Here is a 13,217-nt window from a genome sequence, read left to right as displayed (position 1 = left end):
TATCTAAAATCCAGAATCGAAATTTTGATATACTTTTGTTAGCTTAAAAAGCATTGCATGCCGAAGAATTTAGTTATTGTTGAGTCCCCTGCAAAGGCAAAAACCATCGAACGGTTTTTAGGTAAAGACTATCAAGTTGAATCCAGTTTTGGACACATTGCAGACCTTCCTTCCAAAGAATTAGGAGTTGATGTAGAGAATGGTTTCAAACCTAAATACACAGTTGACAAGGAAAAAAAGGCCCTTGTTAAAAAACTAAAGGATTTAGCCCAAAAAGCGGATGTGATATGGTTGGCAAGTGATGAAGACCGAGAAGGAGAAGCCATTTCATGGCATTTGGCAGAGGAGCTAAAATTGGACCGAGACAAAACAAAGAGGATTGTTTTTAATTCGATAACCAAATCTGCAATTCAAAAAGCTATTCAAAACCCACGTGAGATAAATTATAATTTGGTGAACGCCCAGCAGGCCAGACGTGTGTTGGACCGTTTGGTGGGATATCAACTTTCACCGGTTCTCTGGAAAAAGATAAAGCCAGGACTCTCGGCCGGAAGGGTACAGTCCGTTGCCGTTCGATTGATTGTTGAACGCGAACGCGAGATAGAAGTTTTCAATCCAGAGGCATCTTTTAGAATTCGAGCCGAATTCAAAACCAAAGATGGAAGTGTTTTTTCGGCAAAGCTGAACAAAACATTCCCAAGTTTGGAAACGGCCAGGGCATTTTTGCAACAAAACGTTAGAGCTAGTTTTTCGGTAGGAAATCTAGATAAGAAACCCGCCAAGAAATCGCCAGCTGCACCGTTCACAACATCAACTTTACAACAGGAAGCTTCACGAAAGTTGTATTTTTCGGTAAGTCGTACCATGCAGGTAGCTCAGCGCTTATACGAAGCGGGACTTATTACCTACATGCGAACTGACAGCGTAAATCTTTCCAACGAGGCCCTAAGTGCAGCTAAAGACGCTATCGTTCAGAATTATGGGGAGTCCTATAGCAAGACAAGAAACTACACAGGCAAATCAAAAGGAGCTCAAGAAGCGCATGAGGCAATTCGCCCAACAGATATGAAATTGCAGTCACCCTCATTGGAACGTGACCAAGCGAAATTATATGAGCTGATTTGGAAACGCACTCTGGCCTCCCAAATGAGCGATGCCATTTTGGAGCGTACCAACGTAAAGATTAAAGCAAGTTCCCATCAGGAAGAATTTGTGGCCAATGGTGAAGTAGTCAAGTTTGATGGCTTCCTTAAAGTGTACTTGGAAGGTACCGATGAAGAAGATAAAGCAGAGGAACAAGAAGGTATGCTTCCTGCTATGTCCATAGGAGAAGCACTGACCAACAACTATATTACAGCTACTGAACGATTTTCAAGGCCACCCTATCGCTACACAGAAGCTTCTTTGGTGAAAAAATTGGAAGAACTTGGAATTGGAAGACCGTCTACCTATGCGCCTACAATTTCAACTATTCAAAATAGGGGCTACGTAGAGAAAGGAACTGTAGAAGGAACTGAACGCAGTTACATGCAACTTACTTTGGAATCCAATCAGGTTGCCGAAAAGAAATTGACAGAACTTGTAGGTTCTGACAAAGGAAAATTGGTCCCAACAGATATAGGAATGATTGTGAATGACTTTTTGGTCAGTCACTTCACCACTATTTTGGATTACAACTTTACCGCCAAGGTTGAAGAGAATTTTGATGAGATTGCTGCTGGGGATGAGGATTGGCAAGAAATGATGGAAGAGTTCTACAAAGACTTCCATCCCAATGTTCAAGATGTGGAGGAAAATGCAGAGCGTGCAAGCGGAGAGCGTGTTCTTGGGACCGACCCAAAATCTGGGAGACAGGTGGCCGCCCGATTGGGAAGATTTGGTCCTATGGTCCAAATTGGAACCGTTGAAGAAGAGGAAAAACCTCTTTTTGCCAGTTTGCTTCCAGACCAATCCATCACTACCATCACTTTTGAGGAAGCCATGTCTCTCTTTGAACTTCCGCGAAAGTTAGGAGTGTACAAAGGGGAAGAAATAGAAGCGAATGTGGGAAGATATGGACCTTATGTTCGGTTTGGCAAAAAATTCGTTTCCCTAGGCGCAGGAGAAAATGCTTTTGAGGTAGATTTGGACAGAGCCATAGAATTGATTCAAGAGAAGGAAAGAGCAGATGCACCTATAGCCGCATATGAAGGAAAGGACGTTACCAAAGGTAAAGGAAGATTCGGACCATTTATAAAATGGGACGGTATGTTCATTAATGTGAACAAGAAGTATGATTTTGATAATCTTTCTAGTGCGGATATTGCCGAACTGATTGAAAACAAGAAAATCAAGGAGGCTGAAAAGTTGGTACAGGAATGGCCCGAAGAAAAAATCCGAATTGAAAAAGCAAGATGGGGTAGACATAACATTATTAAAGGAAGGGTAAAGGTTGAGCTTTCTAAAGATGTGGATGCATCCAAAATAACGTTGGAAGAGGCCAAAGCCCTTATCGAAAAGAAAACCCCGAAGAAAAAGTCCAAGGCTAAGACGAAAAAGTAACATGGCATTCGATTTTTTGGTTCCCATTAAGGATAAGGTCTTGGCATATTCCGAATTGCTGCCACCTCAATCCCTTGGAAAAAGTATTCATAAACATACCGAGCAAAAAGGGTTTCCAGTTTTTGCTAATGCAACAGTAGCTATTTTTGGTGTGTTGGAATCGCGCAACGCAGTAGAGAAAAAACCTTCGCCACTGGATGTTGATGAAGTACGGATTCAGTTGTATCGATTGATGAAGGGGAATTGGGGAGCCACCATATTGGATATTGGGGACGTTGAGGAAGGAGAAACTGTTGAGGATACGTATTTTGTTGTGAAGGAAATTGTGGCAGGCCTCTTGGAAGAAAAAATCATACCTATAATAATAGGAGCCACTCAAGATATTACCTTTCCCACATATAGGGCTTTTGATAAGATAAAGGACATGGTCAATCTGGTAAGTATTGATAGCAGATTTGATTTTGGTCAAGCGGATGAATTGATCTCCTCCAATTCTTATATGAGCAAAATCATCACAGATAAACCCAACAACCTTTTCAATTTTTCCAATTTAGGTTTTCAGAGTTACTTCAATGCTCAAGAAGAATTGGACTTAATGGAAAGACTTTTTTTTGATGCCTATAGATTGGGGGATGTCGCAGCGAATCTTTCTCTGGCTGAACCTGTTTTGCGCAACGCCCATATAGTAAGTTTGGACCTTACCTCAATCCGTGCCAGTGAAATGGGCATGGGGAGAAGTTTTTCCCCTAATGGATTTACAGGACGCGAGATATGTAGTATTGCCCGTTATGCCGGTCTTAGCGATTCGGTTTCTTTATTCGGTATTTATGAGGGCGATAACTCACACCAAGGTTTTCAGATGATTGCACAGATAATTTGGTATTTCTTGGAAGGCATTACCTTTAGGGTAAAGGAACATCCCACATCCCAAAGTGAAGACTTTACCAAGTTCACCGTACCCACCGATACCGAGGAGCTCATTTTCTACAAAAGCCATGTAACGGAAAGATGGTGGGTGGAAGTTCCTTCAATTTTACCGGAACATACTAAAACAAATTCACCAGCGTTATTACCATGCACCGAAGAGGACTATTTGGAAGCATGTAACCAAAATATTCCAGAACGGTGGTTCAAGGCCTACAGAAAGGGCCTTAACTAAACAAATTAATTTTAGAGGATAAATTGTTTTTGTACAATAATTTGCACGAAAAACAGTTTTGAAAATATGAATTTGTGTTGCAAAGTCTTAGAAATCTAAATCGAATAATTTAACCTAAAGTATGAGAAAGCTATTCTTTTCATCTCTGGCACTTGTTTTTTTACTGACCAGTTGCGGTTCTAAATCAAGATCAAAAGGTGAACTAGTTGGGGTAAAGGGTAAAAAATGGTACCCTGAAAAACCCTATGGAATGGAATTGATTCCCCGTGGTTCTTTTGTCATGGGTAAAGCCGAGGAAGACCAAGCGAAGGTACAGAATGCCCCAACGCGTACTGTAACCGTTCGTTCATTTTATATGGATGATACAGAAATCACGAATAGTGAGTATCGTCAGTTCGTAGAATGGGTAAAAGATTCCATTACCAGAACAAAATTAGCCATCCTAGCAGATGAGTTGGGATTGGGGGCCGAAGATGATGGAATTGGAGAGTATGCTTTTAAGGATACCGATACCACTAAGATTTCGGTTTACGAGCGATATATGTTGGATAACTATGCAGGTCTTGGCGAAACAGGATACGAAGGACGTGCCTTGAACAAGGATGTAGATCTTGTTTGGGATACTTCTGATTATCCGGATGAGTATTATGCTGAGGTAATGGACTCTCTTTATATTCCAGAAGAAGAAAGTTATAACGGACAACGAACTGTAGACGTTACAAAATTGAAGTTCAAATATAATTGGATGGATATTGAGGCAGCGGCACGTGCGAAAAACGGTCGAAGAAAAGACTTTATCCGTCATGAGGAATTGGAAATCTATCCTGATACCACTGTTTGGATTAGAGATTTCGAATATTCCTATAACGAACCAATGCACAACGATTACTTTTGGCATGATGCGTACAGTGATTACCCTGTTGTAGGTGTGAACTGGATGCAGGCCAAAGCGTTCTGTAACTGGAGAACCAAGTTTAAGAATGACGACCAAAAAAGTAGAGGTAGACAATTTGTAAATCAATTTAGATTACCTACCGAAGCGGAATGGGAATATGCTGCTCGAGGAGGCATCGAAGGAGGAACGTATCCATGGGGTGGTCCTTACGTGATTAGTGATACTGGATGTTTCATGGCCAACTTTAAACCACAACGTGGGGATTACGCGGCAGACGCAGCTTTGTATACGGTCGAAGCAAAATCTTACGAGCCTAATGAGTATAACTTGTACAACATGGCCGGTAACGTATCTGAGTGGACAAGCTCCAGCTTTGACCCAGGTGCATACGAATATCTTTCAACCATGAACCCAAATGTAGGTTCTGGACAGAACCAAAGAAAGGTAATTCGCGGTGGTTCTTGGAAAGATGTTGCTTATTTCCTTCAGGTGAGTACCAGGGATTATGAGTACCAAGATTCTGCAAGAAGCTATATCGGCTTTAGAACCGTACAGGATTTTATGGGAGAAGAAGATTCCACCAACGGACGTAGAGGTCTTCCCAACTAAACATAAAGAATAAAAGATAGTATTTTAACCAGTAACCAAATACTTATTTATATAACTTAATTAAAACTAGAATTATGGCACAGTCAAAATCAACAAAAAAACTGTTTAACATGGCCTACGGGCTTGGAGCATCAGTGGTAATTATTGGTGCACTATTTAAAATCCTTCACTGGGAGTTTGGACCCCTTACAGGTGGTTTGCTTCTTGCTGTAGGTCTTATTACTGAAGCATTAATCTTTGCTATCTCTGCATTTGAACCAGTAGATGACGAGTACGATTGGTCTTTGGTATATCCGGAATTGAACAATGGTCAATCCAAAGGAAATAAGAATGATGCCAAGCAAGCTAAAGAAGCTGAAGGTATTCTTTCTAGAAAATTGGATGACCTATTGAAAGAGGCCAACATCGATTCTGAGCTTTTCTCAAGTTTGGGTGAAAGCATCAAAAGTTTTGAAGGTGCTGCTAAAAACATAGCGCCTACTACAGATGCTATCCAACACACGAAGAAATACTCTGAAGAATTGTCTCATGCTGCTGCTCAAATGGAATCATTGAACAGCTTGTACAAAGTTCAATTGGAAAGCGCTAGCCGTCAAGCTTCCATCAACGAGGAAGTAGTACAGAATGCTGGTGCATTGAAAGAGCAAATGGAGTCTTTGGCTACCAATCTTTCTTCTTTGAACGGCGTATACGGAAATATGCTATCTGCCATGGGTAGCAGAAACTAATTGGGATATTGATTGATATACCAAACCCAAATCAAATTAATTATTAATTCTAATTAGATAAAAAACATGGCATCAGGAAAACAAACACCACGTCAGAAGATGATCAACCTTATGTACTTGATCTTCATCGCGATGTTGGCTTTGAATATGAGTAAGGAAGTACTTGCCGCTTTTGGTCTTATGAACGAAAAGCTTGAGACTTCCAATACTAAAATGACCGCAAGTAACGAAGGCTTCCTTGAAGGTTTGGCCACCAAAGCTTCCGAGAATGAGGAAGAATATGGTACGCTTTACAAAAACGCCCAAGAGGTAAAAGAGCTTTCGGATAAGTATTATAACTACTTGGAAGGTATTAAAAAAGGCATGGTTGAAGGATTGGAAGATCCAAAGGACTATGTTGTAATGGATAAGTCAGATTATTTGGACAACTTATTCTTCCAAGGTGATAACTTGAAGTCTGAGGGTAAAAAATTCGTTAGTGAGATTGAAGGATACCGTGATGGTGTAGTGAATTCTTTACCTAAGGATAAGTTCAAGGAAATAAAAGAAGCTGTAAAAACTAGATTCGCAACCGGTGACGGTAAGAAAGATGATGGTAAGGTCGAGAAAAGAGATGGTACACGTCAAGATTGGATTAACTATCACTATGAAGGATTTCCTTTAGTAGCATCTTTGACCAAAATCACGCAACTGCAAGCGGATATCAAGACTACTGAACAAGAAGTATTGAAAAGCTTATTGGAAGGTAACTTGACTGCTGCTGTTAGTTTGACAAACTTCCAGAGTTCTTTGGCTGCTCCAAAGACAGCATATTACACTGGTGAGAAGTATGATGGTAAAATCATTGTTAGCAAGACTGACAAAACTTCTACTCCTGTAAAAGCTGAATTGACTTTGGACGGAAGAAAATTAGCTGAAGGTAAAGACTATGTTCTTGAAGCAGGTGGAATCAAAATGTTGATTGGAGCTGGTACTGCTGGTGACCACGAAATCAAAGGTACTATGTACTTTATGCAGGATGGTAAGGAAGTTCCTGTTGAGGTTAACAACGTTTTCGCTACAATTACTAAGCCTAATGCTGCGGTAATTTCTGCAGACAAGATGAATGTGGTTTACCGTGGAGTTGCCAACCCAATGACGATTTCCATTCCTGGTATTCCAGATAACAAAGTCAGAGCTTCTGCTGCTGGTCTATCCAAGAGAAGTGGTAGCAAGTATGTTATGAACCCAGGAAAAGGAAGAACAGTTACCATTACAGCTTCTGGTACATTGCCAGATGGTAAGCCAATTTCAACCAAGTCTGAGTTTAGAATCAAGGATATTCCAAGACCAAGCGGAACCGTACGTGGTGAGGCTGGTAGCGTGAAAATGCCAAGAAGAAACCTTGAGATTTCTACCATCAGCGCTATGTTGGAAGACTTTGACTTTGATTTGAACCTTTCTGTTGGAGGATTCAAGTTCAAGGTGCCAGGTCAACCTACCATCGTAGTAAAAGGTAACAAATTGAACGCTCAAGCTAAATCTGCCCTTAAGAGAGCTAGAAGAGGTGATGCTGTTCAGATTTTTGATATCAACGCATTCATTACCAATAACAGAAGCTACAAGTTGAAGAAAGTTTCTCCAGTGGTAGTGGAGCTTACAAACTAAAATAAAGTATACTGAAGATCATGAATTGGAAAAATGCATTAGTAATTGGAGCTTTAAGTCTTTTGCCCGTATCGATGATGGCTCAGGCAAACATTTTGAATGCCAAAATGCCGGATGAGATAGGTAAAAAGACCGAAGCGCAAATCGCACAGGATGCGGATGCCCCATTGGCCTATGGCTATGTGGACGACCGGGATATCCTTTGGTCCAAGACCACTTGGGAAATCATTGACCTGGACGAGCGTGTAAACTTTCCCCTATACTATCCTACCGATACAATAGGTATTGGACTCGATAGAAGGTCATTGTATCACGTGCTGATGAAAAACATCAGAAACGGAAACTTGACAGAGGTATATGCTGATTCCTATTTTACGGAGAAACGTGTATTGGATGACCTGTCAGCCACCTTGCAAAAAGTGGATACAACTGACTTGGGATACGAACAATTGAACGCTGGTGAGCAGATTTCTGCTGAGTTTATCAACAGAAGAGATTTGACCGCCGCAGATATTGAAGAGTATCGCATCAAGGGAATATGGTACTTTGACAAGCGTCAAGGTGAGTTGAAATACAGACTATTGGGAATTGCCCCAGTAGCACCAGACGTAAACTTTATTGACGATGAGTCTGTAGACCCTGGAGAAAACAAAGTGGAATTGTTCTGGGTTTGGTATCCAGCCGCAAGACAGATTTTGCACGATGCCAAAGTGTATAACCAACGTAATTCTGCACGCCCTATCTCATTTGATATGCTGTTGAACGCAAGACGCTTCAATGGAGTAATCTATAAAGAGGAAAACGTTCACGGTGATCGTGAGATAGACGATTATATTTTTGACAATGCACTGTTCCAACTCTTGGAAGCCAATAGAATCAAAGAAGTGATTCGCGACCGAGAGCAGGATATGTGGGCGTACTAAGCCAAAAAATAATTTTCCAATTCAATTCATACAACGCCGCACTTTAGTGCGGCGTTTTTTATTTATAAAGTGTCACTCCCAGCCCTGTCCCGAGCTTGCGAGGAAGCTGCGAGAAGTCTAGACGCTTGATTTTTAAATAAAAATTGGGAAGGTTACTTTTGTCCCATGTTAGATTATCTGGTAGTCGGTTGTGGTTTGGCAGGAATTTCTTTTTGTGAAATTCTGGAAAAAAACGGAAAGTCGTTTCATGTAGTTTCAGACGATTCCCAACAATCATCATTAGTTGCAGGAGGTCTTTACAACCCAGTAATCCTGAAAAGGTTCACCTTGGCATGGAAGGCACGCCAGCAGATGGATTTGGCCATGCCTTTCTATCAAAATCTGGAGGAAAAGCTAAAAGTGAAATTGGATTATAAGCTTAGGGTCTTGCGTTTGTTCGCTTCCATTGAGGAACAGAATGGGTGGTTTGAAGCTGCAGATAAACCGGACTTGGACTACTTCCTTTCAACGGACATCCATCAAAACTTGAATTTGCATATTGATGCCCCATTGGGATTTGGGGAAGTGCTTTATACCGGTAGAGTGGATACCCACACACTTCTTGAAGCCTATTCAGAATATTTGACCAAAAAAGAGCTTTTTGCCCATGAAACATTCGATTTTTCTCAGTTAAGGACGAATAGCGAGCATATTACCTACAAATCGATATTTGCCAAGCAAATAGTTTTTGCGGACGGCTACGGGCTTAAAAACAACCCTTTTTTTAAGTACTTGCCTTTAAATGGGACAAAAGGCGAGTTATTAACCATAAAAGCGCCAGGCCTAAAGGAACAATCCGTCATAAAATCCTCCGTGTTTATTATCCCATTAGGAGATGACCTTTATCGCGTAGGTGCTACATACAAATGGAAAGATAAGACCAATGCACCAACCCAAGCTTCAAAGGAAGAACTCTTAACCAAACTAAAGACTTTCTTGAAATGCGATTTTCAGGTCGTGGCCCATGTAGCCGGTATTAGACCCACAGTGGTGGACAGAAGACCTTTGGTGGGAGAGCATCCCATTCATAAGAATCTCTATTGTTTGAATGGTTTTGGTTCTCGAGGTGTGCTTATTGCACCGTATGCTGCAGAACAGCTTTTTGGTTTTGTAGAAAATAGGGGTCCCATTGACCCAGAAATCAATCTGGGCAGATTTACTGAGAAATACCATCAGGAGCTTCCCTAAGTTCCTGAGGTTCGTACTTGATAAAAAAGTTAATCCAAATATTTCGGGAAAGACGAATAATGATTGGCATAAAAACAACCAAGGTCGCTACAATCGCGATAAATGTATTCACCAAGTTCAGTCCAAGAAATAAAAACGAAATAACAAAAGCCGCAACAGCGAACGCTACACCGACCCCGTAGCTAACGTACATGGAACCATAAAAAAAGGAAGGTTCAATCTTATATTTTAAACCACAATGGGAACAACGTTCATGCATTTTGAAGAGTTTTCCAAAAGTATAAGGGTTTTTGTTTTCATACATATGTTCTTCGTGACATCTGGGACAACTTCCTGTTAAAATACTGTAGAGTTTAGTTCCTTTTTTTAACATTTGCAGCGATTTTATACAAAATTACGGATTGGTTTCCGTTCAATAGGTAATAAGAGTTACATAAAATGCTCAATGTCCATAATCTTTCGGTTTCCTTTGGTGGGGAATATCTTTTTAATGATATCGCATTTCGGTTGAATGCGGGAGACCGCGTTGGTCTTATTGGTAAAAATGGTGCAGGAAAATCCACACTACTACGGTTACTTTCCAAGGAACAAGAATCGGATACAGGTTCCATAGCTATCGAAAAAGGTACGCAGATTGGATTCCTAAAGCAGGATATAGATTTTGAACAGGGTAGAACGGTATTGGATGAGGCCTATCGAGCATTCCAAGAAATCAAATCTCTGGAAGTTGAGTTGGAGAATATCAATCAACAATTGGCAGAACGAACGGATTACGAAAGCGAGTCCTATAACCAATTGATGGTGGACCTTACCGAAGTGACCCATCGCTATGAAATCATAGGCGGGTATAACTACCAAGGTGAAACAGAAAAGGTCCTGCAAGGTTTGGGATTCAAACGCGAAGACTTCACGAAAGTGACGGACACCTTCTCCGGGGGCTGGCGCATGCGCATAGAATTGGCCAAACTGCTCTTGGAAGACAATCACGTGCTGTTGTTGGATGAGCCTACTAATCACTTGGATATCGAATCAATAATCTGGTTGGAGCAGTTTCTAAAAGGATATTCTGGAGCTGTGGTAATCGTATCGCACGATAAGATGTTCTTGGATAATGTCACCAACAGGACCATCGAGATTTCTTTAGGGCGGATTTATGATTACAATAAACCCTATACAAAGTATTTGGCCTTGCGCGCTGAGATACGCGAACAACAACTAAGTGCACAAAAGAACCAGGAAAAACAGATTCAGCAAACAGAGCGACTTATTGAAAAGTTTCGTGCCAAGGCTTCCAAGGCTTCAATGGCGCAGTCACTGATTAAAAAGCTGGACCGAATTGACCGAATTGAGGTGGATGAAGATGACCATAGCGTGATGACCGTACGGTTTCCAGTGTCCGTTAATCCTGGGAAGGTTGTAGTTACCTTGGAAGACCTATCTAAAAACTATGGCCCAAAACAAGTACTGCAGGATATTGATTTGTTGGTAGAGCGAGGAAGCAAAACCGCTTTTGTTGGGCAAAATGGACAGGGAAAGACCACGCTGGCCAAAATAATTGTTGGAGAACTGGAGCATAAAGGTGAGGTAAAACTAGGTCACAACGTTCAAATTGGATACTTCGCCCAGAACCAAGCCGATTATTTGGATGGTGAAAAGACCATTCTGGATACCATGGTTGATGCCGCTAACGAAGGAAACAGAAGCAAGGTCAGGGACATTTTAGGGTCGTTTCTTTTTCGGGGAGATGATGTTGAGAAATATGTGAAGGTACTTTCAGGAGGTGAGCGAAACAGATTGGCTTTGGCCAAGATGCTGCTTCAACCCTTCAACGTACTTATCATGGATGAGCCTACGAATCACTTGGACATAAAATCCAAGAACGTGTTGAAACAGGCCTTGAAAAGTTTTGAGGGGACCTTGATTTTGGTTTCCCACGATAGGGATTTTCTTCAAGGATTGACCAACAAGGTGTATGAGTTCAAAGACGGGAACATTAAAGAGTATTTAGGGGATATCGACTTCTATTTGGAACAGAGGCAAGCTGAAGATTTCAGAAAAATCGAAAGAAAAGATAAACCTCAAAACGAGAGTAAATCTGCACCGAAAGAAAATGACTATCAGCAACAAAAGCGATTGAAGTCTCTCAAAAATAAACTTAGCGGGGTCGAAAAGAGAATTGCAGCTTTGGAGAAGGAGATTGCGGAAATTGATCATCAACTCCTGATGAATTATGATGCCACCATAGCCAAAGATGGTTTTTTTGATTCATATGAAGGGAAAAAGAAACTTTTGGAGGATTTGATGGGTGATTGGGAAACACTCTCTGAGGAGATGGAAACCATTGTGGCACAATAATTCACATCCTATACCACAGATTTACTGAGCTTCACAACAGATTTGCCTTAGGTCACACATTAATTTTTGTAGGTTTTTTCTTTCTTATTTGATTTGTAAGTGAATTCTTATAAATCCAAGAAGAAACTAAGAATGAAGCTAACCTCACTCTGTCTTATTGGCCTGTTTTCCCTGGGTTTTGCGTTTGCTAAAAACAGGGTCAATGCTAAAGAGAAAAAAATATTGATTGAGCTTTTTGAGAGTACCAATGGTGCTAAATGGAATAATCCATGGGACCTGAATTCTCCTGTGGATACCTGGAAGGGAATCACAATCAAAGACGAACATGTTGTAGAAATCAATCTTTTTAGAAACAATTTGGAAGGTACTCTGCCTCCAAGTTTGGGAAGGTTGAGGCATCTTCAACATCTAAATCTCGCTTTCAATAGTATAACCGGGGTTTTGCCAAGAGAGATTGTGAAATTGGAAAATCTGAAGGTCCTGCGACTTGAGATGAACCGAATAAAGGGAAATATTCCAGCAGAAGTGGGCCAGTTGAAAAAACTAGAGGTGTTTTCCATGTTCAACAATTTTTTGAATGGACAAATACCGGATGGATTTGGAGACTTGAAAGATTTAAAAGAGTTGAACCTATCAAGCAATAATTTGAAGGGAGCTATACCTAAATCACTGGGAAATCTGACGAAACTTGTTGCTTTGGGTCTTTTTGAAAACAGTTTGGATGGATCAATTCCTGCAGAACTTGGAAATCTGGAAAAATTAAAGGAACTGGTTTTGGCCAATAATCAATTAGGAGGTGAAATACCGATGGAATTTGCGCAATTGAGTAATCTAAAAATACTACAGCTTCAAAATAACAGATTCGAATCTTATACTGGGATTCAGGCCATGGACACTAGACAATTTTTGGTTTTTGACACGGATGATGAAAGTCTAAAACCTAGGTTTAATGATTTGCAATTGCAACGTACCCGCATGGCGGACACAAAATTTGAAGATGTTGACGATAATGAGTAGTTAGTTATACTTTAGTTTGTTTGGTTTGGGGATACAGGCGTGTATCCCCATTTTTTGTTTCATGATTTGGCATAATACATAAACATTTATGAAATATTTAACCAAGACCCCACTTC

At 40.7% G+C, this 13,217-nt stretch carries 10 protein-coding genes; 9 read left to right on the top strand and 1 reads right to left on the bottom strand.

Going from position 1 to position 13,217, the window contains the following annotated elements; translation table 11 throughout:
* Positions 1–57 precede the first annotated feature (57 nt).
* The 7 genes from topA (at position 58) to CLV81_RS01540 (ending at position 9,729) form a co-directional block, all read left to right on the top strand.
* Complete coding sequence (topA, locus tag CLV81_RS01570) at positions 58–2,541, top strand: type I DNA topoisomerase (protein ID WP_106143313.1); 2,484 nt, start codon at positions 58–60, stop codon at positions 2,539–2,541.
* A gap of 1 nt (position 2,542) precedes the next feature.
* On the top strand, positions 2,543–3,700 hold the full coding sequence (locus tag CLV81_RS01565) for a formimidoylglutamase (protein WP_106143312.1): 1,158 nt from the start codon (positions 2,543–2,545) through the stop codon (positions 3,698–3,700).
* 121 nt (positions 3,701–3,821) lie between these two features.
* On the top strand, positions 3,822–5,204 hold the full coding sequence (porK, locus tag CLV81_RS01560) for a T9SS ring complex lipoprotein PorK/GldK (RefSeq protein WP_106143311.1): 1,383 nt from the start codon (positions 3,822–3,824) through the stop codon (positions 5,202–5,204).
* 74 nt (positions 5,205–5,278) lie between these two features.
* The gene (gene porL, locus CLV81_RS01555) at positions 5,279–5,932 is read left to right on the top strand and encodes a type IX secretion system motor protein PorL/GldL (RefSeq protein ID WP_106143310.1); all 654 of its coding nucleotides are present in this window, start codon (positions 5,279–5,281) and stop codon (positions 5,930–5,932) included.
* Between the two features lie 66 nt (positions 5,933–5,998).
* A complete protein-coding gene (gene porM, locus CLV81_RS01550) occupies positions 5,999–7,579 on the top strand; it encodes a type IX secretion system motor protein PorM/GldM (RefSeq protein WP_106143309.1) in 1,581 nt (526 codons plus the stop codon).
* A 20-nt stretch (positions 7,580–7,599) separates the two neighbouring features.
* Positions 7,600–8,502, top strand: a complete 903-nt coding sequence (gene porN, locus CLV81_RS01545) for a type IX secretion system ring subunit PorN/GldN (RefSeq protein ID WP_106143308.1) — start codon at positions 7,600–7,602, stop codon at positions 8,500–8,502.
* A 165-nt stretch (positions 8,503–8,667) separates the two neighbouring features.
* Positions 8,668–9,729, top strand: a complete 1,062-nt coding sequence (locus tag CLV81_RS01540; RefSeq protein ID WP_106143307.1) for an NAD(P)/FAD-dependent oxidoreductase — start codon at positions 8,668–8,670, stop codon at positions 9,727–9,729.
* Here the strand turns inward: CLV81_RS01540 and CLV81_RS01535 are convergent.
* Entirely contained in the window at positions 9,698–10,102 is a 405-nt protein-coding gene (locus CLV81_RS01535; protein WP_106143306.1) for a DUF983 domain-containing protein, read from the bottom strand. The genes CLV81_RS01540 and CLV81_RS01535 overlap by 32 nt on opposite strands.
* Before the next feature lie 65 nt (positions 10,103–10,167).
* Between CLV81_RS01535 and CLV81_RS01530 the strand changes: the two genes are divergently transcribed.
* A complete protein-coding gene (locus CLV81_RS01530) occupies positions 10,168–12,084 on the top strand; it encodes an ABC-F family ATP-binding cassette domain-containing protein (RefSeq protein ID WP_106143305.1) in 1,917 nt (638 codons plus the stop codon).
* Between the two features lie 132 nt (positions 12,085–12,216).
* A complete protein-coding gene (locus tag CLV81_RS01525) occupies positions 12,217–13,101 on the top strand; it encodes a leucine-rich repeat domain-containing protein (protein ID WP_106144861.1) in 885 nt (294 codons plus the stop codon).
* Positions 13,102–13,217 lie beyond the last annotated feature (116 nt).

The organism is Flagellimonas meridianipacifica (assembly GCF_003001695.1).
Taxonomy (GTDB): Bacteria; Bacteroidota; Bacteroidia; order Flavobacteriales; family Flavobacteriaceae; genus Flagellimonas; species Flagellimonas meridianipacifica.
This window is presented reverse-complemented; position numbering and strand designations above follow the sequence as displayed.